The sequence below is a fragment of the Stenotrophomonas sp. NRRL B-14846 genome, from assembly GCF_050473585.1.
Lineage (GTDB): Bacteria > Pseudomonadota > Gammaproteobacteria > Xanthomonadales > Xanthomonadaceae > Stenotrophomonas.
The window spans coordinates 2073641-2099286 of the sequence record NZ_JBFLUN010000022.1; the positions used below are offsets into that span (position 1 = coordinate 2073641).

At 66.3% G+C, this 25646-nt stretch carries 22 protein-coding genes; 5 read left to right on the plus strand and 17 right to left on the minus strand.

Annotation, left to right across the window (positions count from 1 at the left end; all coding sequences use genetic code 11):
• Positions 1-63: 63 nt before the first annotated feature.
• Complete coding sequence (locus AB1281_RS11835) at positions 64-924, plus strand: LysR family transcriptional regulator (RefSeq protein WP_430346011.1); 861 nt, start codon at positions 64-66, stop codon at positions 922-924.
• A 36-nt stretch (positions 925-960) separates the two neighbouring features.
• Here the strand turns inward: AB1281_RS11835 and AB1281_RS11840 are convergent, their stop codons facing one another.
• The 3 genes from AB1281_RS11840 to AB1281_RS11850 all read right to left on the minus strand — a co-directional run bounded on the left by AB1281_RS11840 (position 961) and on the right by AB1281_RS11850 (position 3344).
• On the minus strand, positions 961-1437 hold the full coding sequence (locus AB1281_RS11840; protein WP_430346012.1) for a hypothetical protein: 477 nt from the start codon (positions 1435-1437) through the stop codon (positions 961-963).
• 88 nt (positions 1438-1525) lie between these two features.
• Entirely contained in the window at positions 1526-2329 is an 804-nt protein-coding gene (locus AB1281_RS11845) for an SGNH/GDSL hydrolase family protein (protein ID WP_430346013.1), read from the minus strand.
• Positions 2330-2378: 49 nt separating this feature from the next.
• Positions 2379-3344: a DUF2268 domain-containing putative Zn-dependent protease gene (locus AB1281_RS11850; RefSeq protein WP_430346014.1), complete on the minus strand. Its 966-nt coding sequence runs from the start codon at positions 3342-3344 to the stop codon at positions 2379-2381.
• A gap of 138 nt (positions 3345-3482) precedes the next feature.
• On the opposite strand from AB1281_RS11850, the gene AB1281_RS11855 reads away from it, so the two are divergent.
• Positions 3483-4466: a hypothetical protein gene (locus tag AB1281_RS11855; RefSeq protein WP_430346015.1), complete on the plus strand. Its 984-nt coding sequence runs from the start codon at positions 3483-3485 to the stop codon at positions 4464-4466.
• Between the two features lie 10 nt (positions 4467-4476).
• Here AB1281_RS11855 and AB1281_RS11860 read toward each other — a convergent pair whose 3' ends face one another.
• The 3 genes from AB1281_RS11860 to AB1281_RS11870 all read right to left on the minus strand — a co-directional run bounded on the left by AB1281_RS11860 (position 4477) and on the right by AB1281_RS11870 (position 7956).
• Positions 4477-4797, minus strand: coding sequence for a hypothetical protein (locus tag AB1281_RS11860; RefSeq protein WP_049443221.1), 321 nt, complete (start codon positions 4795-4797; stop codon positions 4477-4479).
• A gap of 198 nt (positions 4798-4995) precedes the next feature.
• The gene (locus AB1281_RS11865) at positions 4996-7458 is read right to left on the minus strand and encodes a S9 family peptidase (protein WP_430346016.1); all 2463 of its coding nucleotides are present in this window, start codon (positions 7456-7458) and stop codon (positions 4996-4998) included.
• Between the two features lie 168 nt (positions 7459-7626).
• On the minus strand, positions 7627-7956 hold the full coding sequence (locus AB1281_RS11870) for a hypothetical protein (protein ID WP_049443219.1): 330 nt from the start codon (positions 7954-7956) through the stop codon (positions 7627-7629).
• Positions 7957-8413: 457 nt separating this feature from the next.
• Between AB1281_RS11870 and AB1281_RS11875 the strand changes: the two genes are divergently transcribed.
• Complete coding sequence (locus tag AB1281_RS11875) at positions 8414-9190, plus strand: HipA family kinase (RefSeq protein WP_021202746.1); 777 nt, start codon at positions 8414-8416, stop codon at positions 9188-9190.
• Positions 9168-9560: a DUF3037 domain-containing protein gene (locus tag AB1281_RS11880; protein WP_049443217.1), complete on the plus strand. Its 393-nt coding sequence runs from the start codon at positions 9168-9170 to the stop codon at positions 9558-9560. Before AB1281_RS11875 ends, AB1281_RS11880 begins: the two co-directional genes overlap by 23 nt.
• 16 nt (positions 9561-9576) lie before the next feature.
• On the opposite strand, the gene AB1281_RS11885 is transcribed toward AB1281_RS11880, so the two are convergent.
• The 3 genes from AB1281_RS11885 to AB1281_RS11895 all read right to left on the minus strand — a co-directional run bounded on the left by AB1281_RS11885 (position 9577) and on the right by AB1281_RS11895 (position 12537).
• Complete coding sequence (locus AB1281_RS11885; RefSeq protein WP_430346017.1) at positions 9577-11007, minus strand: serine hydrolase domain-containing protein; 1431 nt, start codon at positions 11005-11007, stop codon at positions 9577-9579.
• 63 nt (positions 11008-11070) lie between these two features.
• Positions 11071-11523 (minus strand): DUF4952 domain-containing protein, encoded by a 453-nt coding sequence (locus tag AB1281_RS11890; RefSeq protein ID WP_430346018.1) that lies wholly within the window; start codon positions 11521-11523, stop codon positions 11071-11073.
• A gap of 108 nt (positions 11524-11631) precedes the next feature.
• A complete protein-coding gene (locus tag AB1281_RS11895) occupies positions 11632-12537 on the minus strand; it encodes a LysR substrate-binding domain-containing protein (protein WP_430346019.1) in 906 nt (301 codons plus the stop codon).
• Positions 12538-12655: 118 nt separating this feature from the next.
• Here AB1281_RS11895 and AB1281_RS11900 point away from each other — a divergent pair, with 118 nt between their 5' ends.
• Complete coding sequence (locus AB1281_RS11900; RefSeq protein WP_430346020.1) at positions 12656-13645, plus strand: zinc-dependent alcohol dehydrogenase family protein; 990 nt, start codon at positions 12656-12658, stop codon at positions 13643-13645.
• Between the two features lie 50 nt (positions 13646-13695).
• Here AB1281_RS11900 and AB1281_RS11905 read toward each other — a convergent pair whose 3' ends face one another.
• The 8 genes from AB1281_RS11905 to AB1281_RS11940 all read right to left on the minus strand — a co-directional run bounded on the left by AB1281_RS11905 (position 13696) and on the right by AB1281_RS11940 (position 25603).
• The gene (locus AB1281_RS11905; protein WP_430346021.1) at positions 13696-15327 is read right to left on the minus strand and encodes a peptidoglycan-binding domain-containing protein; all 1632 of its coding nucleotides are present in this window, start codon (positions 15325-15327) and stop codon (positions 13696-13698) included.
• A gap of 47 nt (positions 15328-15374) precedes the next feature.
• Positions 15375-16463, minus strand: coding sequence for a lysozyme inhibitor LprI family protein (locus tag AB1281_RS11910; protein ID WP_430346022.1), 1089 nt, complete (start codon positions 16461-16463; stop codon positions 15375-15377).
• 124 nt (positions 16464-16587) lie between these two features.
• Complete coding sequence (locus AB1281_RS11915; RefSeq protein WP_430346023.1) at positions 16588-19116, minus strand: membrane-bound PQQ-dependent dehydrogenase, glucose/quinate/shikimate family; 2529 nt, start codon at positions 19114-19116, stop codon at positions 16588-16590.
• A gap of 131 nt (positions 19117-19247) precedes the next feature.
• Positions 19248-21968, minus strand: a complete 2721-nt coding sequence (gene gyrA, locus AB1281_RS11920) for a DNA gyrase subunit A (protein WP_014037724.1) — start codon at positions 21966-21968, stop codon at positions 19248-19250.
• 217 nt (positions 21969-22185) lie between these two features.
• Positions 22186-23250, minus strand: a complete 1065-nt coding sequence (gene mtnA, locus AB1281_RS11925) for an S-methyl-5-thioribose-1-phosphate isomerase (RefSeq protein ID WP_430346024.1) — start codon at positions 23248-23250, stop codon at positions 22186-22188.
• 47 nt (positions 23251-23297) lie between these two features.
• The gene (locus AB1281_RS11930; RefSeq protein WP_049443208.1) at positions 23298-24026 is read right to left on the minus strand and encodes a DUF3011 domain-containing protein; all 729 of its coding nucleotides are present in this window, start codon (positions 24024-24026) and stop codon (positions 23298-23300) included.
• Positions 24027-24164: 138 nt separating this feature from the next.
• Positions 24165-25121, minus strand: a complete 957-nt coding sequence (gene epmA, locus AB1281_RS11935; protein WP_430346025.1) for an EF-P lysine aminoacylase EpmA — start codon at positions 25119-25121, stop codon at positions 24165-24167.
• Complete coding sequence (locus tag AB1281_RS11940; RefSeq protein ID WP_014037728.1) at positions 25118-25603, minus strand: GNAT family N-acetyltransferase; 486 nt, start codon at positions 25601-25603, stop codon at positions 25118-25120. The genes epmA and AB1281_RS11940 overlap by 4 nt, the downstream gene beginning before the upstream one ends.
• Positions 25604-25646: the final 43 nt, after the last annotated feature.

Below are 25646 nucleotides of genomic sequence, written 5' to 3' on the forward strand. Positions count from 1 at the left end.
CTTGCCCATCCATAAGAACAAACGATAGATTCAGCCATCAACTGAACAGTTTTTCTTATCAGAATGCTCAAGCATTGGCCCCCGCTGAACGCGCTGCGTGGTTTCGAGGCCGCCGCCCGCCTGGGCAGCTTCCACCGGGCGGCCGAGGAACTGCACCTGACCCAGTCGGCCATCAGCCAGCAGATCCGCGGGCTGGAGGCGTCGCTGCAACAACCACTGTTCTTCCGGCAAGGCCGCAGCGTCACCCTCACCGACGCCGGCATCGACCTGCTGGAAACCACCCAGTCACTGCTGCGCCAGCTGGCCAGCGGCATCCGCCGGCTCGATCAGTACCGCAAGCCGAATCAACTGATCGTCAACACCAGCCCGGCCTTCGCCCGACACTGGCTGGTGCCACGCCTGGCCAGCTTCCACCGGCTGCATCCCGACGCCGATCTGTGGCTGCTGACCAGCGAGGAAGCGCCGGACATGACCACGCAGACGCTGGACGTGGCGGTACGCGATGACCTCGACTCACAGGCGCAGTGCCAGCACCGCGTGCTGCTGCAGGACCGCCTCTTTCCGGCCTGCCATCCGGCCCTGCTCGCCACACCGATGCACGAACGACTGACCCTGCATGGCGAGCGCGAAATGGACTGGAGCCAATGGCAGGTGCAGGGCGGCGCCGATGTCGGCCAGCGCCGCGAGGGCATGAACTTCTCCGAGCCCGGGCAGCTGCTGGATGCCGCGTGCCAAGGGCTGGGCATCGCGCTGGTCAGCGAACTGCTGAGCGCGCGTGCGTGCGAACAAGGCCTGCTGCAACCCCTGGATGAGGCACGCGTGCGCGGCCCGCGCTGGAGCTGGCTGGTGCACGAGGACAGCACAGCCGATCCGCTGGTGATTAGTTTCTGTGAGTGGCTGCTGACAACAATGTCGCTCAAGTAGTACCCCGCCACCTGCACGTACAGACTTCGCGCTCCTTCAGATTGCATCCTTCAGAACACGCTTCAATCTGCGCGCGTGCGATTCAACCGCCTTCCAATTCCAATCCCTCACGGGAGGAAGATCGATTCCACCGCGCTCTCTGGCGAAGGCGCCGCGTTCGGACATGCGATAGATACTTGCCAAGCTACTGGCGTCTTGATTTACCGGTAGAAGAACGTGTATCAGCCCCCAGCCTGCAACGCTCGAGCGCATCTTCCCGCGATCTGGCCCCTTGGTCAGCTCAAACTCTCGGATGGTGACGTCACCGTCCATATCGGGATATCTCACTCCGACAAAAACCGCTCCTCCTTTTACCTGCCGGAGCAATTCCGCATAGCTGCATAGATCCTCTGCGCTACCGAATCGCTGGAGGGTCTCGCCCGGCGTGGAGTAGATTTCGGTGACCAACGACGGTGCGCGCTTGAAAATCGCGCGCGCCACAATCTCTACTACCGTGAGCGAAACAGCGCCCATCGTCCCTCCCGATCCAAATCAGCCATTCTGCAGCAAACAAGCGCCAGCCACTGCGGCGCATGCGTCAATGTCTGACGTTCCGGCCTGACTATGGTGCTTCAGCATTCATGTCCTTGAGAGCTCGGCTAACCGCCGCCTCGGCCAACGGCGCCATCACCGCATAGCCCTTCGCCGTAGGATGCACGCCGTCCTCCGCCAACTGCGGGTCCAGTCCGCCGATCGCATTGGCCATCGGCGTGTAGTAGTCCAGATAGACCAGCTGCTGTGCATCGGCATAGCGCTTCAATGCCGTGTTCAATGCACGCACCTTGGGCGCAGGTGCTGTGCCCGGCAGCCACGGGTAATCGCTGACCGGCAGCACTGATGCCAGCACTGCGGCGATGCCATGTGCACGGGCAAGGTCCACCATCGCGTGCAGGTTGTCTTCGATCATCGCCTGCGTGGACGGGCCGGTGTTGCCTGCAATGTCGTTGGTGCCGGCCAGGATCACCACCACCTGTGGCTTCAGTGCCAGTACGTCCTGCGGGAAACGCACCAGCATCTGCGCCGTGGTCTGGCCGCTGATGCCGCGGTTGAGCCAGCCCTTGCCGGGGAAGAAACCGGCACTGCCCTCCCTGCCCCAGCCCTCGGTGATGGAGTCACCGAAGAACACCACGCGCGGCTGGCCGGGCACCACATCAGGTAGGCGCTCATTGGCATCACGATAGCGTTGCAGCTCCGGCCAATCGGCCAGGCGCTGCTGCATGAAGCGCACTTCGTCGGGGCGTAGCTGATCGATGGGCGTCTGCAGCAGCGGGTTGACTGCGACGGCCTCAACGGCGCCCAGCGGAGAAGCCAACGCGAGGCCCAACGTCACGACAGTGGCAGTGGCAAGCTCAACAGGTCTACGCATGCGGGTACTCCTGAAATCATCTTCAGCAGTCTAACGCCCCACCCTGTGCTCAGCGTGCAGCCGTACGCGCCGCCACACCCGTGACTTTCGCCGGCATCCACATACCCGGCGTCCAGCCGCTGGCGGCCAGGATCGTTTTCGGGTTGTCCTGCTGGATCAGCGCACGCACCGCATCACGCTTGTCCTTGGCCTGCAGGTAATAGGCCTTGGCGATGCGGTAACCCACCCAGTACCCCAGGTCGTAGGGTTCCTGCGAGCCAGGCTTGTAGTTGTACAGCCACGGCGACAGATCGGTGCTGTCCAGATCCAGCGCGAACGCGCTTTCGATATGCACTTCCCGGCCACGGGTCCAGGCCGCGTGACGCCCATTGCCGACGTTGCCGGAAATCAGCTCGGCGATGAACTCGGCGATGCCCTCGCCCAACGAAACACGCAGCACGGTCGCATGCGGGTCGCCCGGCTCGAAGTCGGTCAGGCCGGTCTGCTGGATGTGCACGTACTCGTGCGCGATCACATGCACGAAGCGGTCCTGCACATTGGGATTCATGAAATCGGCTGCGCACAGCGCTTCCAGGCCGATGATCACGCCGCTTTTCGAGGTCAACCCTACCGGACGACCACGGCCGACGGCGATGGTCACCGGCGGAAACGCAGCCTGCGGATAGATGGCCTGCAGGTTGGAAAACACCTGCGTCAGACGTTGTTTCACCGCCGGCAGTTCGGCCAGGCAGCTTCGCCCCTGCACATACAGCTCCGGCTGGCTGGCGATGGACTCGGCAATGCGCTCGGGGGTGACCCGGCGCGCCTTGGCCAGCTCGGCCAGGCCCGCCGAACCCTCGGCCATGTAGCCACGCAACTGCGCAACGCTGGGTTTGCCACCTGCGTTGTCGTACAGCGCGTAGAAGCGGCTGACATCGTCAGTGACAATCTGCGGCCCGGCCGGTGCCGCCGCCGTGGCCATGCCAACCACCCCGGCACAGGCCAGGGCCAACAGGCCGCGCAGGATCATGGACATCGCTCCGTCCTTGGTGGAGTGCATGCGAAGCGCGCAATCTATCACTCCGGCCCGGCCGCCGCAGCAAGCAGATGCGGGCACCCCGGCGCTGTGCCAGACTCGCGTTGGCACCTGCCACGGAAGATAGAGCACCCCGCGATGATGATCGTTCCCGCCTACTGGGCCGAAGCCCGCCTGCAGGCCCGTTTCCGTGGCCGGCCGGTGGTGGTGCGCCGCTTCGGCTGGTCCGACGAGGGACCTGCCCAAGCCCAGGCCCACGCCGACGCACGTGCCCATGAAGCCCTCAACGCCATCATCGCCGGGCAGGTACTGCCGCGTCGCGAAGTGCGCAGCAACTACGGTGTGGAGGGCGTACCGATCCGCGAGCAGATCGTGCAGCGCGACGGCGATGTCATCATCACCCGCAACAGCTATGGCGCACTGTGCCTCAACAGCCCGGACGTACTGTTCGCCGACATCGACCATGCGCAGCCGCCAGCCGGCTGCGTGATGCCGGCCATCGTTGCGGCGGTCGTGCTGCTTGCCGGCGCCGTCACCGGCACGCTGCTGTGGCATTGGCTGGTGGGACTGGTGCTGGGCGTGGCGGCGGTGGTTCTGGTCAATGCGGCATTGCTGATGCGCCGCAGGCAGCGGCTGGCCGCCGCCGGGGGCGCCGAGGGGTTGGCGCTGCGACGCGTGGAAGCCTTCAGCGAACAACACCCCCACTGGCATCTGCGCGCCTACCGGACGCCTGCGGGACTGCGTGTACTGGCGATGCATGCCACGTTCTCACCTGAGGACGAGCAGCTGCAGGCATTCTTCAAGGCACTGGGCACCGACACCCTGTACGCGCGCATGTGCCGGCTGCAGCATTGCTTCCGTGCGCGACTGACACCGAAGCCGTGGCGCGTTGGCCTGAAGTACCGCATCCGGCCGCCGGTGGCCGCGTGGTCAGCCGAACAGGCCAACAATCCGGATCGACTGGCCTGGATTGCCGACTACGAAAAGAAGAGTGCCGGCTTCGCGGCCTGCGCCTATCTGCGCAGCTTCGGCGACACTTCCCGGGTGCACGCCAAGGCCGAGCATGTGCGCGAGCTGCATGACCGGCTGTCGCACGCGCAGGACCGCCTACCGCTGGCGTGAGGGCGGGTGCTCAGTCAGCGCCCTGCACGAACGGCTGCCCTGCCAGGGTAGTGCCCAGCCGCACCGCGATCTGCTGCCCGCCCTTCTCGAAGGTCGTTGCGCACTGCTTTCCGCCCTTCTGGCATCCGACTTCCGGAAAGCCCTCAAGTGACTCGGGAGCGCCCTGTGCCGGACTCGCCTGCCACCCTGCCGCATCCAGCAGTCGCTTGGCCTTGGCATAGGGCATGCCGGCGACGATGCCCAACTGTGCCAGTTCGGTGGGCAATGGCTGGGAATATGCAGTGGAGACCAGGGCCAACGACAGCATTGCAGCAAGGAGGATGGCTTTCATTGCACCGACCTGGAACGAGCACACGGCCTCAGCCTAGCCCATTTGCATGACGCGGGAATGTGCCGGTAACACGTCGTTACCGAGTCTCCACAGTTGATTGCAGAGCGCTTGCCTCTGTTTACATGCCAACGGCAGCCGAGCATGGGCTCGGCTCTACAGGAGGCAGGAAGGCCGCCCGAAGGCGGCCTTCCCGTTACCTTACTTGGCGTTCTTCACGTAGGTGTCGAACCAGTTCAGCATCTCCGACACCAGCTGCTCGTTCGATTCCAACGCGGTGTACCAGTGCGGCTCGTTCGGCAGCATCACCAGACGCGTGGTACCACCGTTGCCGCGGATCGCCTGGTACAGCTTGCGCGACTGGAACGGTTCGGTGCCCGGGTTGGCGTCGTCCTCGCCGTGGACCAGCAGCAGCGGCAGCTTGATCTTGTCGGCATAGAAGAACGGCGAGGCCTTCAGGTACACGTCCTGCGCCTGCCACACCGAGCGACGCTCGTTCTGGAAGCCGAACGGGGTAAAGGTCTTGTTGTACGAACCGCTGGTCGCCACGCCGGCCTTGAACAGCTTCGTGTGCGCGATCAGGTTGGCGGTCATCAGGCCGCCGTGGCTGTGGCCGGTCACGCCGATGCGGTTGCGGTCGACCACGCCCATGTCCACCGCCTTGTCCACTGCCGCCTTGGCGTCGGCTTCCAGCTGCTCCAGGTAGGTGTCGTAGGCGTTCTTCGGGTCACCCACGATCGGGAACGAAGCGTTGTCGATGATCGCGTAGCCGGCCAGCAGCATCAGGCGGTACGGCTGCAGGCGGGTGAAGGTCTGCTGCGAACCGGACACCTGCCCCGCCTGCGCGGCGTTGGCGAAGTCGGCCGGGTAGGCGTACAGGATCGCCGGCACGCGCTGGCCTTCCTTGTAGCCCGGCGGCGTGTACAGGGTGAACGACAGGTCCACGCCGTCGGCGCGCTTGTAGGTCACCAGCTGCTTCTTGATCTGGCGCACTTCCGGGGTCGGGTCGACCAGCTTGGTCAGCGCAGTCGCGGTGGACGCGAACTGCGCCTCGCCGGTCTTCGCATCGGCCACTGCCTCACCCTGCTGGCGGATGAAGGCATTCGGCGGATCGATCACCGACTGGTGCCAGGTCAGGTAGCGGCCCGGCGTGTTGCTGAAACCGAGGAACTGTTCATAGGCGTCGGCACTGCTGCGGAACAGGCGCTCGCTCTTCAGCGTGCCCAGGTCCAGGCGGTCCAGGAACGGACGATCGCCCTGCGGCGAGGCGCCACGGCCACTGAGGAACACGTGGTTGCCGTCCTGGCGCACGACCTGCGCGCCATTCGGCAGGCGGGTGAAGACCAGGTTGCCGGGGTTGCCGTACAGCTCATCGCTGGACATGTCCCACAGCAGGCGACCTTCCTTCTTCGGCTGGTCCACGTCGACGATGCGGGTCTGCATCCAGTGACGGTTCTCGTCGTTCTCGTACTGGAAGGCCACGGCCGGATCGGCGGTCCACGCGAAGCCTTCAAAGCGCTGCGCGGTGCGGGTGATTTCGGTCGGCTTGCCGTTGAACGGGGCCTTCAGCATCAGCACGCGATCGCGATGCGGCACGTTGACCTTCCAGTCACCCTTGTCCAGCGCTTCGGCGTAGACCAGGGTGGCCCGATCGGTGGCACGCCAGTCGAAACCGCGCGGGCCTTCCGGCACGCCGTGCACCGGCACGCGGTCGGCCAGCGGCAGGCTGGCGATCGGTGTGCTGCGGCCGTTGCTGATATCCAGCACTGCGACGTCATTGGCGAAGCGCTGGTAGGTCACCGCATGCGAGTACGGTGCCTTGATCGATTCGGTCAGCACATGCACGCCATCGGGCGCGGCGCTGACCTCGTTGAACAGCGCCGGCTGCCCGACCGGGCGCACGCTGCCCGCGGCAGTGTCGACCACGGCCAGCTGCGAGGCGCCGTAGTAAGCGAACAGCTTTTCGTCATGCACGCTGGTCAGCGTGTCGCGGGCCTCGTAGGTGCTGCTTTCGCCGCTGCTGCCCAGCGACTCCTGCGCGTCCGGACCGGTCGGCACACCACCATTGGACGGCGCCGGGCCCTGGTTGGCCGGCACCAGCTTCACCAGCAGGTTCCGGGTGCCGCCCAGCCACTGCACGGTGTTGCCGAAGATCGGGTTCAGCTGCACGTTCGGCACCTGCTTCACCTGGCCGGTCGCGGCATCGCCCACCCACAGCTGCACGCTGGTATCGACGGCGTTCTGGAAGGCAAAGTGGCTGCCGTCGGCCGACCACAGCGCGCCGGTAGCGCAGCCCTGCGGCAGGTTCACCTTGGTTTCCTTGCCACTGCCGATATCAACCAGGGTGAAGTCGGCCACGCAGGCCGGAATGCCGTAGCCGCCGGGCGTGTCATGGCGGCTGCGGTTCTTCGGCTCCAGGCGCACGCCGGCCAGCTTCAGGTAGGGCTGGGCCACGCGGCTGATCGACGGGTAGGTCTGCGCGGTGGTCAGCAGCAGGCGTTGCCCGCCCGGGGCCACGTTCGGTGCCGGCGGCGGCGGTGCCTTCAGCACCTTGAGCAGGTGTTCCGGCGGCTTCGCGTAATCAGCGAAGGCCGGGCCAGCGGCCAGCAGGCCGACGGTGGCAACGGCAACAGCCGCCGCCAGAGAGGTTCGACGGATCAGCATCCTTATCCCCTGGGTGTGAATGGGTACCCGGAATCGGGCATGGACCCGAATCTAGCACCGCAGGGGTTGTCGTGAATGGGCCGGAAGGGCTAGTGGCCGGATGGGGCAAAGTGGGACACGCCCGGAGAGGCCGGCGATGGGCCGGCATCTGCCAGGCGTGGTCTGTCATCACTGCTGGGCGTGCAGGTCCCAGGCCGTCAGGTAATCGGGGTCGACCACGATCATGCCACTGTTGCGCATGCGGTATTCGCCTGGCTCGGCCCGCTGGTACTGGTCGAGCATGGGCGGCAGGTAGCGCTCATGGCCATCGTCTTCGTCGGCCAGCACCACGCCTTCGTCGGCACTGATGCGCAGCACGGTGCCCGCGTACTGCTCCAGACCCTGCACCTGGCCGTCGCCACCATAGCGGGTGACACCCACCAGCACGACCTTGCCGATCATTTCCTCGGCCTTGGCATCGTCCAGTGGGGGCAGCATGGGATTGAATTCGTCGTTCATCGGAGCACCTCCAAAGCCTGTGGGGATAGCGTGGATTCGGCGGCCCCACGTTGCCAGCGTCGACGGCAACGCAGGGATCTCTCTTGGGGCGCAAGTACCTGGATCGCAGGACCAACCGGGCAACGCCGGGGCGCGATGGGTGAACGGTGTCTGGGACTGCGGGGGATGGCCATCTGCGCCGATGGCGTGACCGTGTCAGGTCAAGGTCAACACCACGCGTTGCGTTGCATACACGATGAAGCGTGACAGCTGCACTGTAGCGGCATGAGGGCCTCCTGTTGAAGGTCACACGCGGGTGTTCTGCTCCGTTGGAACGAATGCTGCCACTCTGCGCGGAAGGAACAAGTGAAGATTGCAGGCGACCTGTAACAGGCGGTTCGCGCGGTACCCGTTCATTAAGCTGGCGCCCCGCTCTGCTGCCGCACGCCTGCCCCGGACGCCACGCTAGAATGCGTCCATGCGCACCGTACATGCCCTCCGCTACATCACCCCTTTACGGGAAGGTGGCTCCCTGCCGGCCGTGGTCGAGACCGACGACGACGGCATGGCCGTGTTGAAGTTCCGTGGCGCCGGCCAGGGCCCGAAGGCGCTGATCGCCGAGCTGATCGCCGGCGAGATGGCGCGCACGCTGGGCCTGCCGATTCCGGAAATCCTGTTCGTCGAGCTGGACCGAGAGTTCGCCCGCACCGAGCCCGACCCGGAGATCCAGGAGCTGATCCGCGCCAGCGAGGGCCTGAACCTGGGCCTGGACTACCTGCCCGGCGCGATCAACTACGACCCGGCAGCGATGCCCGTGGATGCTGACCTGGCCTCACGCATCGTCTGGTTCGATGCGTTCACCAGCAATGTCGATCGCACCACGCGCAATCCCAACCTGATGGTGTGGCATCGAAAGCTGTACCTGATCGATCACGGCGCGGCGATGTACTTCCATCACGACTGGGCCAACGCCGGCGATGCCTGCGAGAAGCCCTTCGTGCTGATCCGCGACCACGTGCTGCTGTCGTTCGCCAGCCGCATCGCCGAGGTGGATGCCGAGCTGGCCGCGCGCCTGACCGATGCCGAGATCGAGCGCATCGTCGGCCTGGTGCCGGACAGCTGGCTGGTCAACGAGCCGGCATTCGACAGCCCGCAGGCCTATCGCCAGGGCTACATCGACTATCTCAAGCACCGCCTGAAAGTGCGTGCGGTGTTCGTGCAGGAGGCCATCCGTGCCCACGCTGCACACGTATGACTACGCGGTCATCCGCGTGGTACCGCGGGTGGAACGCGAGGAATTCATCAACGTCGGGGTGATCGTCTCCTGCCCCGGCGCACGCCATCTGGAAGCGGCCATCGAGATTGATCCGGCACGCCTGCACGCGTTCGCGCCGGCGCTGGACCAGGACGCGTTGCAGCCGTGGCTGGATGCGATCGTGGCCATCTGCCGCGGCGACGCGACCGCCGGACCAATCGCGCAGCTGCCCGCGCGCGCGCGCTTCCATTTCCTCACCGCCAAGCGCAGCTCGGTCGTGCAGATGTCGAGCACGCATGTCGGCCGCACGGCCGATCCTGCGGGTGTGGTGGAACACCTGATGACGAAGATGGTGCGCGTGCCGGAATGACCGGCACGCGTCGCGATCAAAGTGGCACCCGTCGCGCGATGTAGTTGACCACATTGCCGATCGCATCCGGATCGACATTGGCCAGCCCGACAATCACATAGCCCTGCGCGGGCAGCACCACGATGGCACTGTTGGAGCCGGGCGCACCGCCTTCATGGCCGTACTGGTGCTCCCTGCCCTCGCCCTGCACCACGAAACCGTAGCCGTACCAGCCCTTGTGGTTCTGCGCCGTGGTGGCCAGCTGCAGCAATGCAGGTGAGACCAGTTTTCCGCCTTGCAGCGCCTCGGCGAACTTCATCATGTCGCCTACCGTGCTGTAACCACCACCGGCCGACATGCCGCGCCAAGGCAGCGACTTCGTTTCGCGCATCCATTGCCCATCCTGCTTCGTGTAGGCGACGGCACGCTGTGGCACCGTCACTGTTTCCGGCTCGAAGCCGGTGCCGGCCATGCCGGCCGGACGCAGGATGTGCTCCTCCACATAGGCGTAGTACGACTGCCCGGAAACGGCCTCGATGATGCGCCCAAGCACGATGAAGCCATAGTTGGAGTAGCTGTCCTGGCTGCCAGGCGTGAACTGCGGCGGATCCTTGGCGAAGCGCTGCACATAGTCATCCAGCGTCTTCAGCGAGGCGGAGTACTGGTCGAAATCATCCCCGAAGAAATCGCCCAGGCCGCTGGTATGGGTCAACAGCTGGCGAACGGTCACGGCGCCGGCAACGGCCTTGTTCGGATAGTCCGGCAGGTGCCTGCCGATCGTATCGTCCAGCCCCAGCCTGCCGGCCTGTACCAGCTGCAGGATGCCCACCGAGGTGAACATCTTGTTGGATGAAGCCAACCGGAAGCGCGTATCCGCATCCACAGGAACGCCGCCTTCACGGTCCGCTTCGCCACCGCGCCAGTCCAGCAGCACCTCGCCGTTCCGCGCTACCAGCAGCGCTCCCGACAGTGCGTCCTGCGCCCGCAGCGCCTCCAGCTTTGCCGTGGCATCGGCCATCAGGACAGGCAATGCAACCCGTGCCGGCTTGTACTTGTCCGGCGTTTCAGTGCCCTCGATCTGGAACTGCTTCACGTGCGGCGGGTTGTCCGGGTCCATGCCGGCTGTCACCCACATCGCACGTTCGTTCAGCTGCCCCATCACCAGCAGCTTCGCTTGGTTGGGCGTGCTCTGGATTGTTTCCAGTACGCGCAGTGGGCCGGTACTCCCGCGGAACTCGAGATAATCCCTGGGGCTGCTGCCCTCCTTCTTCGCGTAGGTATCGGCGAATGCCTGCAGATCCTCGAGGCTGCCGGCATTGAAGGCCGCCAGCCAGTCGTCGATGGCGTCCTGCGCACGTGGATGTGCACGCTCGGCAGAGGTTGCGCCTACTGCTTGAAAAACCGGGGTAGCCATCAGAACCGAACAGGCCAGCGCATTGCAGAGAAAAAAACGTCCAACCGCCTTCATGGCCGTTCCTTTGCGGGATCCCTGGATGCATCCTAGACCAAGGCTACGCCCGCCGCATCGGCGCTAGGGACTCTGCCGAAACACCTCAACCGTTACATTGAATGCCTCGATGCGATGCCATTCGCTCCGCGCGTGCGGCAGGGATTCCACGCCCATGCCGATCTGGTACCTCACCGCGTCCGGACCTTCGCGCCAGTAATAGGGTTCACCGCTGCTCCAACCGCAGCAGGCGTAACGCAATGCAGGCAGGCCGAACGTTGCGTGCAGGAAGGCTTCGACCTTCGCTGCCCCGGCACCCGCAACCCGATAGTGGGCTTCCATCGGCTTGATGTAGGACGCATCGTCCTGGCTGCAGCCGATGTATTCCAGTCCCTCGGGTTTCCGCCCCATTGCCTGCAGGAAGTCCTGGCAGACCGTGTCAGGTCGGGCCAGGCCGTCGGCACGGCCATGCGCCTCCCACTCCGCCAGTGCCTGTGCTGGAATTTCGGCAGCCAGCAAACCGGTGGTGAACAGCAATGCAGGCAGTACCGGCAGCATGAAACGCGCGAGACGTTCCGGCCATGGAGGCGACATGAGGATGCGATCCTTCGCGGTAGATGGAAACCATGCTAACCGATGGTCGCGCTATCGCCGTGCCATGGTCTGTTCGTTGAACCACGCCACGCAGAAGTCGAGGAAGCTGCGCAGCTTGGGCGTCAGCTGGCGATCGCGCGGATACACCAGGTTGATCCAGGTCGACACCGGCACGTACGCCGGCAGCACTTCCACCAGTTCACCGCGCGCCAATGCTCCGGCCAGCATTTCGTGCGGTTGCAGGATCAGCCCCAGCCCTCCGATGGCGGCGGTCAGCAGCGGCTCGGCCTGATTGACCATGAAGCGGCTGGACACCGGCACGGTCAGCACGCTGCCATCGATGTCGCGGAAACTCCAGCGCGTGCGGATGATCGAATGTGCGAATCCCAGGCACTCGTGTCGGCTCAGATCGGTCGGATGGGTAATGGCCGGACGTGCAGCGAGATAGCCCGGCGACGCACACAGCGCCAGCGGATACGGCCCCAACCGTCGCGCCACCAACCCGCTGTCGGCCAGATCGCCGGTGCGGAACACCAGATCAAAGCCGTCTTCAACGATATCCACCAGGCTGTTGGACAGGTTCAGATCGACCTGCACGTCCGGGTACTGCTGCAGGTAAGCCACCACCGCCGGCCCAAGCGCGTGCACGCCGAAGGTGACCGGTGCGCTGATGCGCAGGCGCCCCATCGGCCGCCCACGCGCCACTTCGGCCAGCTGCTCGGCACCTTCCACTTCCTCCAGGATCACTCGCGCACGGGCCAGATAGGCCTGGCCGAAGTCGGTCAAGCTCTGCTTGCGCGTGGTGCGGTTGAGCAGGCGCACGCCCAGGTGGTGTTCCAGCGACTGCACGTGCTTGCCGACCAGCTGAGGCGACAGGTCCAGCGCGTCGGCAGCCGCGGCGAAGGAGCCGACCTCGGCCACTTTGACGAACGTACGCAGGGGAGCGATCAGGTCCATTGCAAACAATTGTTTTTCAATGAAACGCCAGATTACCCCTTATTCTGGATGCAGGCCACGCGCACAGTAGCCCTCACCTTTCCGCCGGCCCCAGCGCCGGCCTTGCCCAGGAGCCCCCATGAGCCAGGTTGTCCGCATCCACGAATACGGCAATGCCGATGTACTGCGCATCGACGACATCGACGTTCCCGCCCCCGCCGCCGACGAGGTCCAGATCCGGGTCAAGGCCATCGGCCTGAACCGCGCCGAGGTGATGTTCCGCACCGGCGCCTACCTGCAGGAGGCGCAGTTCCCCAGCCGGCTGGGCTACGAAGCGGCCGGCGTGGTCGAAGCCATCGGCAGTGCGGTGAGCGGATTCGCCGCGGGCGATGCGGTCAGCGTGGTACCGCCGCTGGATATCGCCCGCTGGGGCACCTACGGCGAACTGGCCAACGTGCCGGCACGACTGGTGGTCAAGCACCCGCAGGCACTGGACTTTGAAACGGCCGCCGCGGTGTGGATGCAGTACGTCACCGCCTGGGGGGCGCTGCTGGAGCAGGCGCACCTGTCCGCCGGAGATTTCGTCATCATCACCGCTGCCAGCAGCAGCGTCGGCCTGGCCGCGATCCAGATCGCCAACGCGATGGGTGCCACGCCGATCGCGGTAACGCGTGGCCCAGGCAAGCGCCAGGCCCTGCTCGATGCTGGCGCCGCCCATGTCATCGCCACCGAGGAGCAGGACCTGGCAGCCGAAGTGGCGCGCATCACCGGCGGTGCCGGTGCCCGCGTGGTGTTCGATCCGATCGGTGGCCCGCAGTTCGTGCCGCTGACCGAGGCGATGGCGCGTGGCGGCATCCTGCTGGAGTACGGCGCGCTGAGCAGCGAGCCCACCCCTTTCCCGTTGTTCAACGTACTGGGCAAGTCGCTGACGCTGAAGGGCTACCTGTACTCGGAAATCGTCTCCGACGATGCCGCGCTGGCACGTGCCAAGGCGTTCATCGTCGATGGCCTGGACAAGGGCACGCTGGCACCGAAGATCGCCAGGGTGTTCCCGTTCGCGCAGATCCAGGACGCACACCGTTACCTGGAATCGAACGAGCAGATCGGCAAGGTGGTGGTGACGCTGTAATCCGCTGGCGGCAGCGACAGGCCCACAACGGGCACGTCGCTGCCGCAGGCTCAGGCCATTGAAGGCCCGCGGCTCTCATGCTGGCGGCTGTCCACGGCGAGCTGGTGCTCGCGCTGCCGGTTGTCGGTGGCCAGATCATTCACGGTCTGCTCCATCGAGCGCGCGGGCTGCGCCGTATCCACGCTGGCGCGCTCACCTGGAATCAACCCGGCAACCCACAAGCGATCTCCGGCCATCATCACCCGGTCGACGCGCCCGGCATCGTCGATGCCATTGCGCTTGGATTCCAGTACCGCCTGCATCACGTGCTCGTCGCCGATGCTGCCAGGCGCCCCCTGGCGGATGCGCTCGAACAGCGCGGCGTCCCTGGGCGACAGCGATTCCACACCATTGGGCTGCGGTGCGGGCTCCGGCGTGGCTGGACCAGCGACCGGTGGATTCGCCGCCGCCTGCTGCCGCGCCTGCACCTGCTCCGGCTGGAACTCCGCCCGCGTATAGGGCGGGCGCTGCGGCGGCCAGTTCTCCGCGCGGTCGAACTCGGTGGTCGGCGCATGCTCGCGTGCGACGGCGGCATCGTTCAACTGCCGGCGCGCATCCGCGTCGATGATGCCGCCCGGGCGCAGCGGCAGGCCGTAGTCCTGCTGGAAGGTGCGCAGGGCTGCCTGCATGCCGGCATCAAACGTGCGCGCCTCGCGCTCGGCACGTGGGTTCGGTTCGGTCAGGTACCCCAACGCCTCCAGCTGCCGGCGCATCTCGAACACCGGCTCGCCCTTCTCACCGGGCCCCAGGTTGCCGTCGGCCAGCGGCCCGGTCAGGTCGGTCACCGTCCGGCGCTTGAAGTCCGGATCGACCTCCAGCGTGTCGGTGCGCATGCGTTCCAGCAGCGCATCGTCGATGCGGCCATTGGCGGGACTGATGCCCCGTTCGGTCTGGAAGCGGCGCACGGCCTGCTCGGTGGAGGCGCCAAAATCACCGTCGGGCTTGATCGCGGCATTGGCGTTGTTGCGGATGTCCAGCCGCTGCAGGTACTGCTGCGCTTCCAGCACCTGCTGGTTGGCGTCACCCCGGTGCAGGTCCAACGCCCCGGCGGGCGCCTGGAGGGTTGGCACCGGCATCTGGAAGCCTGGCTGCTGCACGCGCTGGACCAGGCCGGCGACCTGGGATTCCCATCCAGTGGCCAGCGTGGCGATGGCGTCCGGATAGGGACTGCCGTTGATCAGCTCACCGCCATTCACCGAGGCCCGCGCCTGCCGGTAGTCGGCATGGTTGGCGTTGACGTTGTCGGACAACCGCGCACCGAACATGCCATCGCGCATCCCCACCACCAGCACCTTGGTGGCGATTTCCGCCTGGGCAGCCCGTTCCGGATGCTCGACCAGCTCGCGGCCCATGCCCAGCGCCTCGCCCAGTCGCTCGTAGTTGTTGACGTGGGTAAGGTGGGCAAAGCCCCGGCCGAAATATTCCTCGCCGCCGAAGTAGCGCAGATCCACCGCCTGCTTCCTGCCCCAGTCTTCCTCGGGCGCGGCGAAATCACGCGATTCGTGCTGCGCCGTGGCCAGCACGTAGGCAATCTGCCGATGGTCGGTAATGCCGTTGTCGATGCAGGTGCGCACGATCATCTCGACCGACTGGTCCCGGGTCAGGCCGAAGCCCACCCCACCTTTTCCATAGCCTTCGCTCATCCTTCAGCTCTCCAGTTCCGGAACGCATCCGTTCGTCAGGGGACGGCCTACTTCAGCAGGTCCGATTCGGTAGGGGCCTCGCCCCTGCAGGTGTCATAGCGGCGCTGCAGCAGCGTGCGTGGCTCGGTTCCGCGCAGCTGGATGACCATGTCCTCGCGCTCGCACGGGCTGACCTTCGCACGCAGCACGAACCGCCCATTGTCGATATGGTCGATGTCGCGCCCACCGATGGCCGCTTCCAATGCCTTGGCACGCACATAGCGGTTGCCCTTGGCGTCGAACAGATAGAACGCATGCACTGGAACGTTGTAGACACCGTTGTTGTCCTGCCACACCTGCAGGTCCGGCACGCCATCGCCATTGAAATCCGAAGCGGTCAGCAGCACGGCGGCCGCCCCCTGGGCATCGGCACCAGCGCGGGTCAGGCGCGGCTGCACGCCCGTGACCGCCACGTTGCGCCCACCACGGGTCACGCTCATGCTGCGCACCCGGCAGGTCGTCACGTTGTCGGTGCCGCTGCAATCGGCCACCTGGAAAACCACCTGCAGTGCAGGCGTGATCCTGCCCTCCCCGGGCCGCAGGACGATCCTGCCCTGTTTGTCGGGTGCGGCATCGGCGGCATGCACAGCGGCCTGCGCCGGCGCCGGGGCCGCCTTGGCTTCCGCCACCAGCGCCGCCGCACCGCTGCCCTGCAACTGGCGGGCACGCAGCAGGGTCATATGCGTGCGGCACTGCTGTGCATCCAGCTGGGCAACGGCCGTGCCACCCTCCGGGCAGCGGCTGTCGCGCTGGCGCAGCCATTGCCGCTGCAGGTCGCGCAGCACCTGCTGGTCACTGGCCGTCAGCGCGGAGCGCGCCGCGCTGTAGGCGGCGTTGAGCGCATCGTCGTGCACCTTGAATTCAGCGTCGGCACAACGACGCCGGGCGTCCAGCGCGTTGCCCGCGGCCGCCATGCAGGGCGCATGGGCGGGGCTCAGATAGCGCGCATCGCCGGCGATCAGTTCGGCACCGCTGGGTACCTTGCGTACGGTGGGCTGGGGTGACGCCTGCGCGCTTGCCCCCAGGCACGGGCCAAGCAGAAGCAGTCCTGCCAGCAACCGGGTGGCGCGCCCCGGCAGGCGTTCAGAGTTCAGCATGCGATTCCTTCCCTGGGGCTTTGACCGGCCCCGTCCTGTTCCGATGATGGATGCTGCCCGCTCGCCAGCGCAACTTCAGCGACAGCGATCACAGCCCCGCATGCCGTGTTCAGGCCGGCAGCCGCTATTTCGGCAGGGCGAAGGCCATCACGTAATCGCCGTTCGGGGTTTCCATGAAATGGTGGCCGCCAGCCATGATCACCACGTACTGGCGCCCGCCCTGCGCGTATACCATCGGCGTGGCCTGGCCGCCGGCAGGCAACTTGGCGTGCCACAGCTCCTTGCCGGTCTTCAGGTCGATGGCACGCAGCAGGTCATCGGTCGCGGCGGCGATGAAGATCAGTCCGCTGGCAGTCACCACCGAACCGCCATTGTTCGGCGTGCCGATCTCGATCGGCAGGCCGGACCGGATGCCGAACGGCCCATTGCCGCGCGCACTGCCGAACGGCCGATCCCACAGCAGCTTGCCGGTGCGCAGATCGATGGCACGGATGCCGCCATAGGGCGGCTGCTTGCACAGCAGACCGGTGAACGGCAGGCGCCAACCGGCATTCACCTGGATGGCGTAGGGCGTGCCCACCTGTGGGTCGCCCGCGCCCTCAGCGCCGCCCTTGTCGAACCGGATCTTCTCGCGTGGCAACCAGCCCAGCCGGTCGGCCTCGGCACGTGGCACCAGCCGGTTGTAGTTGGGCATGTCGTTGTAGTTGGCCACGATCACGCCGCGGCGCGTATCGATGGACACGCTGCCCCAATCCGAACCGCCGTTGTAGCCGGGGTACTCGATGGAATGGCGATCACTGCTCGGCGGTGTGTAGAAGCCTTCGTAATAGGCCTTGCGGAACTGGATGCGGCAGATCAGCTGGTCGATCGGGGTGATGCCCCACATGTCGCGCTCGGTCAGGTCATGCTGGCGGCGCAGCGTGTGGTACAGCGAGAACAACTGCGTGGGTGAGCGCTGTTCCGGTTCGACACCGCCAACCGGCACCTTGCGCTCTTCGGCGGCGGTCAGCAGCTGGCCGTTGCGGCGGTCGAGGATGTAGAGATCACCCTGCTTGGTCGGCAGCAGGAGCGCCGGCACCTTGCCCGCCGCCGTCGGGTAGTCGATCAGGCTGGCCTGCGAACCCAGGTCGTAATCCCACACATCCTTGCGCACGGCCTGGAAATGCCAGGCCGGCTTGCCGGTGGCCACGTCGATCGCCACCAGCGACGTCGCATAGCGGTTCTGGTTTTCCGTACGTGAGCCACTCCAGTAATCGCCCGCGGAATTGCCCAGCGGCAGATAGACCAGCCCCAGCGCCTCATCGCCGGTCGCGGTGGTCCACATGTTCGGCGTGCCGCGCGTGTAGGTCTGCTCATGCGGCGGCAGGCCGCTGCGCTCGGGCTGGTCCATGTCCCACGCCCAGCGCAGCTTGCCGGTGATCGCGTCGTAGGCCTGGATCACGCCCGATGGCGCATCTCGGCGCTGTCCATCAAGCACCTGGTGGCCGGTGACGATCACCCCGCGCACGATGGCCGGTGGCGAGGTGATCGACACGTATCCAGGGGGCACCTCCCCCATGCCCAGGGTGATGTCGACCTGGCCGTTGTTGCCGAAATTCGCGCACGGACGGCCGCTGTCCGCATCCACCGCGATGATGCGCCCGTCCAGTGTGCCTTCGATGATGCGCGCCCAGCACGCCGGGCGACTGCCCGGTACAGCGCTGCGGGTGGCACTGGGCGGCGGTTCCGGCAACGCCAGATCAGCAGCGACATCGGCCAATGCCACGTCGGCGAAGGTCGGCGTGGCCGGCTGCTCGTAGTAGCTCACGCCGCGGCAGGCGGCGGTGTACGGAATCGAAGCGTCCTTCACCTTCGGGTCGAACCGCCACACTTCCTTGCCGCTGGCCGCATCAAGTGCGATCAGGCGGTTGCGGGCGGTGCACAGGTACAGGCGGTCGCCGATCTTCAGCGGCGTGGTTTCCGCACCCCAGCGCTTCTTCGGCATATCGCCGGTGCGGAACTGCCAGGCCGGCTGCAGCGTGGCCACGTTGGCCGGGGTGATCTGCTGCAGCGGCGAATAGCGGGTGGCGGTATTGCTGCGGCCCCACGCAGGCCAGTCCCCCTCGGCCGGCTGGTCAGCAGGCTGCAGGCCGGTGGTGTCACGCGTGGGTTCCAGCCCGGCGCTGGCCGCGCCTTCCGGGAACGGCTGGTGCCCATCCACTTCGCCGTGCGGCGCGAACGCCAATCCGAAGGCAGCGACGAACACCAGCATCAGCACGCCGGCCACGCTGCGCGACAGGCGCCTGGAGACCGGTTGGTGGAGGGTGGGCGCCAGCAGCGCCAGCACGATGCCAAGCGCGGTCACCAGCCCGAGCCGCGGTACCCAGCGCCAGTAGTCGCCGCCCGATTCCCACCAGGTCCACAGCAGCGTGCCGATGAACACCAGCGCGTACAGCAGCGCGCCACTGCGGCGATTGCCGAACAACAGGATGCCACTGGCCAGCAGGCCGGCCCCGGCGATGGCGTAGTACGCCGAGCCGCCCAGGCTGAGCAGCCACGCGCCGAGCCCGCCGATGACCAGGCCAAGCACGACCAGCAGCAGCGACAGCACGGTGACCAGGGGATGCCGGAAGGCGCGGACGGGAGCAGGAGCAGACGGCGGCGTGGCGGACATCGTCGATCTCCGGGGGCAGCATGCGCCGTTATCCCACCGCCGACGTGAAGCGCGCGCGTATGTGCGGCATCCGGATACGACGACGCCGGCACAGGGCCGGCGTCGTCGGGTACCTCAGGCTCGCGGCAGGATCACTCCTGTGCGGCGTCCTCGCTGCTGGCAGCCGCCGGGGCGCCATCGGTCGTGGTCGTGGCCGGGGCGGCCACTGCCACCTCGTCCTCGTCCTCGTCGATCGAGGCGTCCATGCGCTCCACCGCCTGCAGCTTCTCGTCCTTGGACAGGCGGATCAGGGTCACGCCCTGGGTGTTGCGGCCGACGCGGCTGATTTCCGAGCCACGCGTACGCACCAGGGTGCCACCATCGGAGATCAGCAGGACTTCGTCGCCCGACCCCATCAGCACTGCGGCGACCAGCTTGCCGTTGCGCTCGGTGGTCTGGATGCCGATCACGCCCTGCGTACCACGACCCTTGCGCGGGTAGTCCGGCAGCGGGGTGCGCTTGCCGTAGCCGTTCTCGGTGGCGGTGAGGATGTACTGCACGCTGGCGTCATCGGCGCCGTCGATCACCGCATCGCCATTGGCGACGGCTTCCTCGACACCGTTGTCGTCCTCGTTCTCGTCCTCGATGCCACCGGCACTTTCGGCCACGATCAGGCTGACCACTTCCTCGCCGGCCGGCATCTTGATGCCGCGCACGCCGGTGGCGGTACGGCCCATCGAGCGGACCTTGTCTTCACCGAAGCGCACGGTCTTGCCGTTGGAGGCGAACAGCAGGATGTCACGCTCGCCATCGGTCAGGCCAACGCCGACCAGGGCATCGCCCTCATCGAGGTTGATCGCGATCTTGCCGCGGGCCAGGCGGAAGGCGAACTCGCTCAGCGGGGTCTTCTTGACCGTACCGTTCTTCGTGGCGAAGAACACGAACTGGCCGTCGGCGTACTCACGCACCGGCAGCACGGCCTGCACGCGTTCGCCGGGTTCCAGCGGGATCCAGTTGATGATCGGACGGCCGCGGGCGTTGGAACCGGCTTCGGGCAGCTGGTAGACCGGCAGCCAGAACACCTTGCCCGAGCTGGTGAAGGTCAGCAGCGTATCGTGCGTGTTGACCAGCCACAGCTGTTCGATGAAATCCTCTTCCTTGGTCGCCGCCGCACTGCGGCCACGGCCACCACGGCGCTGTGCGCGGTACACGCTCACCGGCTGCCGCTTCACGTAACCGGCATGCGACACGGTGACGACCACGTCTTCCGGCGCGATCAGGTCGAGGATGTCCAGGTCTTCTTCGCTGTGGCGGATTTCGGTACGACGTTCGTCGCCGAATTCGGCCTTGACGTTGACCAGCTCCTCGCGGATCACCTGCAGCAGGCGGTCGGGATCTTCCAGGATGTGGATCAGCCCGGCGATCACTTCCAGCAGCTGCTTGTACTCGTCGGTCAGGCGGTCCTGCTCCAGCCCGGTCAGGCGGTGCAGGCGCATTTCCAGGATCTGGGTGGCCTGGATCTCGGTCAGCTGGTAGCCGCCCTCGATCAGGCCCACGCCCTTGGGCAGGTCTTCCGGACGCGAGGCTTCGGCACCGGCCGCACCCAGCATCGCACCGACCAGGCCCGGCTCCCACACGCGCGCCAGCATGCGCTCGCGGGCTTCGTTCGGGTTCGGCGAGGTCTTGATCAGTTCGATCATCTCGTCGATGTTGGCCAGCGCAACGGTCAGGCCCTCCAGCACGTGCGCACGGGCGCGCGCCTTGCGCAGCTCGAACACGGTGCGGCGGGTGACCACTTCGCGACGGTGGCGGACGAACGCCTCCAGCATCTGCTTGAGGTTCATCAACTGCGGGCGGCCATCGACCAGCGCCACCATGTTGATGCCAAACACCGACTCCATCTGGGTCTGCTGGTACAGGTTGTTCAGCACAACCTCGGCAGATTCACCGCGCTTGATCTCGATGTAGATGCGCATGCCGTCCTTGTCGGACTCATCGCGCAGCTCGCTGATGCCTTCGATCTTCTTTTCCTTGACCAGCTCGGCGATCTTCTCGATCAGACGCGCCTTGTTCACCTGGTAAGGAATTTCAGTGACGATGATCGATTCGCGGCCGTTGTCGGCCACTTCGATATCGGCCTTGGCACGGATGCGCACGCGGCCACGGCCGGTGCGGTAGCCGGCGACGATGCCGGCGGTGCCATTGATGATGCCGGCAGTCGGGAAGTCCGGGCCCGGGATGTACTCCATCAGGCCGTCGACATCGATGTCCGGGTTGTCGATCAGCGCGATGCAGGCGTTGATCGATTCGCTCAGGTTGTGCGGCGGGATGTTGGTCGCCATGCCCACCGCGATACCGGCCGAACCATTGACCAGCAGGTTCGGGAACCGGGTCGGCATGACCGTCGGCTCCAGTTCCTTTTCATCGTAGTTGGGCTGGAAATCGACGGTTTCCTTGTCGATGTCCGCCATCAGCTCATGCGCCAGGCGCGACATGCGCGCCTCGGTGTATCGCATCGCTGCAGCGGAGTCGCCGTCGATCGAACCGAAGTTACCCTGGCCGTCGACCAGCATGTAGCGCAGCGAGAACGGCTGTGCCAGGCGCACCAGCGTGTCGTACACCGACTGATCGCCATGCGGGTGGTACTTACCGATGACGTCACCGACGATACGCGCCGACTTGAAGTAGGGCTTGTTGCTGTGCGCGTTGAGTTCGTTCATCGCGTACAGCACGCGGCGATGCACCGGCTTGAGGCCGTCGCGCGCATCCGGCAGCGCGCGGCCCACGATCACGCTCATGGCGTAATCGAGGTAGCTCTTGCGCATCTCGTCTTCCAGGTTGACCTGGATGATTTCCTTGGCGGTTTCTGCCATTCGGGTTCCGTTGTCTGGTAGCGGTCCAGTCCGGCGCAGCCCTCTGCGGGAGGGGGTCGTGCCGGAACCTCGATTCAACCTGTGGATACTACCACAACAGGCCGTTTTCCGCCTCCCTTTACGGGGATTTTACCGGCACAAATCAGGAACTTAGGGGGTTGCCGGCCAGCGGCCGGCACTACCGGGGGCGGAGGTCACGCCGCCCCTCCCCTGCGCTTCAACCGCCGAAGGCGGCGCGCATGTTCTCGGCGGTCGGGTTCAGGATGACCCCGCGCTCGGTCACGATGGCGTCGATCAGCTCGCCCGGGGTGACGTCGAACACCGGGTTCCAGGCGGCAATGCCCTCGGCGACGGTACGGGTGCCACCCACGCCGTACAGCTCACCCGGGTCGCGCTGCTCGATCTCGATCTGGCTGCCGTCCACGGTCTCCATGTCCACGGTCGAGGACGGCGCCACCACCATGAACCTGACACCGTGGTGGCGGGCGGCGATGGCCAGCTGGTAGGTGCCGATCTTGTTGGCGGTATCGCCATTGGCGCAGATGCGGTCCGCGCCCACGATCACCCATTGCACGGCGCCGGTCTTCATCAGGTGCGAGGCAGCCGAATCGGCGATGAGGGTGGCATCGATGCCATCCTGCTGCAGCTCCCACACGGTCAGGCGTGCACCCTGCAGCCACGGCCGGGTCTCGCCGGCGAACACGCGGGCGATGCGGTGCTGGGCCATGCCGGCGCGGATCACGCCCAGCGCGGTACCGAAGCCTGCAGTGGCCAGCGAGCCGGTATTGCAGTGGGTCAGCACGCCACTGCCGGCCTCGATCAGGCCTGCGCCCAGTGCGCCCATGTGGCGGTTGGCGGCCAGGTCTTCCTCGGCGATGGCCTGCGCTTCCGATTCCAGCAACGCCTTCCAATCGGCGCCAGCGGCGTTCAGGCAACGGCGCATGCGTGCCAGCGCCCAGGCCAGGTTGACCGCAGTCGGGCGCGATGCGTTGAGGCGCTGCAGGGCCGGCTCCAGCTGCTGCAGGGCTTGCGCACCGTCTGCGGCCTGCACCGCGCGTGCGGCCAGCACCACGCCCCAGGCTGCAGCAATGCCGATCGCCGGCGCGCCACGCACGGTCAGCGCGTGGATGGCGCTGGCAACCTCGTCGCTGTCATGACAGACCACGTGCTCGACCACGAACGGCAGCTTGCGCTGGTCCAGCAGTTGCAGGGCATCGCCGGTCCACAGGATCGGGCGGATGTGGTCGTAACGGGCGTAGTCGATGTCAGGGGCAGTGTTCATGGCCCCATTGTAGGGCCACGCCCCGCAGGGTTGGAGCCTGCCCGGGCTCAATTCACCGAGAATTCGGCGCGGCAGCCGCCGTCCACCCAGATCCCGTTGCGGTTCCAGCCCCAGGTGCTGCCTTCCTCGCAGGGCGTGCTGGACAGCTGCTCGGAGACCACGGCGCCAACCGAGATGCTGGCACCGCAGAATCGCCGCTTCTTCGACTTCGATTCGCAGGTCAGGCGGCGCGGCATGTCGACGAAGCGGCCATCATCATCGGCCACCTCGAAGTCGCCCTGGCAGCCACGGCTGGTCCAGACTTCATTGCGCTTGTAGCCCCAACCCTGCCCTTCGCGGCACGGCAGCACCGACAACTGGCGCAGCAGGCGCACCGGCGCGCCATCGAGTCGTACCGGGCAACTCTGCGGGCGGCCATTGGATTCACAGCGCACCACGCGGCGCACCAGGCGCTTGCCTTCGTTCGCTGCCGGTGCGGCACCCGCGGCACGGCGCGCGCGGAACTCGGCACGACAGCCCAGGGTGACCCACACGCCACTGCGGTCGGTGCCCCACTCGCTGCCGCGGATACAGCTGTTGCTGGACAGCTGGCGCACCAGATCGACGCCGTTGGCGACCTCGATATCGCAGTGCACCCAGCCCATGTCGCGTGATTCGCAGGTCACCACTTCGTCGTCGTAGCCCACCTGCTGGGCCGACGCCGGCGACGGCAGCCAGGCACCCCAGAGCGCAATGGAGTACACCGGTGCAGCGACAACCGCGAACCACTTGACCAAAGCCTTCCCCAGCAGGAATGGATGAACTGCATGCCAGTGTCCGGCATTGGCCGTGATAAGAGCATCATCCTGCTTACCGACGCAAGCGCACAGAACCCGCGTTTCGTTCAGCCTGCGATGTTCAGCAACACGCGAGCGTCACGCGTGGGCGAAGTCATAGGCCAGCACGTCGGCGATGCGCGGCGTGCGGTTCATCGCCATCAGCAGCCGGTCCACGCCCACCGCCACACCCGCGCAGGCCGGCATCGAGGGCAGCGCAGCCAGCAATGCTTCGTCCAGCGCCGGCTGCACCTGGCCGCGTTCGTGTCGGCGCTGCTGGTCACGCTGGAAGCGCGTGCGCTGCTCCTGCGCGTCGTTCAGTTCGTGATAGCCGTTGGCCAGCTCCACCGCGCCCAGATACAGCTCGAAACGCTCGGCCAGCGGCGGCGTGCCGGCACGGATGCGGGCCAGCGCGGCCTGGCTGGCGGGCCAATCGTGGACCACGGTCATGACCGCGTCATCGAACTGCGGCTGGATGTGGTGGGTCATCAGCAGATCCAGCCAGTCATCACGGGTCAACCCGACCGGGTCGATGTGCACGTCGCCAAGCGCAACGCGCAGCGCGGCTTCGTCGGCCTCGAACGGGTCCACGCCCACATGCTGCTGGAACAGCTCGCGGTAACTCAGCACACGCAGCGTTGCACGGCGTCCGACCAGAGCCAGCGCCTGGCCGACCAGCTCGGCGGTCTCCTGCACCAACCGGTGGTGGTCCCAGCCGACCCGGTACCACTCCAGCATGGTGAATTCCGGGTTGTGGCGACCACCCGCTTCGCCGTTGCGGAACACCCGCCCCAGCTCGTAGCAGTCGCCCACGCCGGCCGCCAGCAGGCGCTTGAGCGGATACTCCGGCGAAGTGCGCAGCCAACGACGACGGCCACCGGCATCGACATGGCCGGTGAAATCGGTATGGAAGCTGTCGATGTTCGGTTCGGTGTTGCCTGCCACCGACAGGATCGGCGTTTCCACCTCCAGCACATCGCGCTCGGCGAAGAAGCGGCGTACCAGCGCATTGAGCGCGGCACGCTGCTGCAGCGCGCGCAGCAGGGCCTCGCTCACAGGATGCCCTCCGGGCGCGGATGATCCAGCGGCAGGGTCAGCAGATCGCGGGTGTCGTCGATGTAACCGCTGGCCAGGTACAGGCGGCGGGCCAGTTCGTTGTGGTGGTTCACTTCCAGGCGCAGTCGGCTGACGCCACGCCCGCGAGCGCGCTGTTCACAGATGGCCAGCGCCTGCTTGCCGCGACCACGACCGCGCGCGCGATGGCTCAGGTACAGCTCGTCCAGCAGCATGAAATGGCCGCCCTGCTCCAGGCTGAAGCCCATCGCGATCACCGCGTAGCCAACCACCTCGCCCGCCTCGTCCAGCCACAGCAGCACTTCGCCATTGCGCGGATCGGCCAGCAGCGCGTCCACGCCGCGACGCACGCGCGCGTCATCGAAGTCGATCCTGTCTTCGGCGTAGAACTCACGCATCAGCTCGATCAACAGTTCTTCGTCGGCACGGGTGGCCAGGCGGAAATCCAGCGGGGCGGTCTGCATCGGTGTTCCTCTGTGTTTCATGCCGGGCGCCAGGCACCCGGCG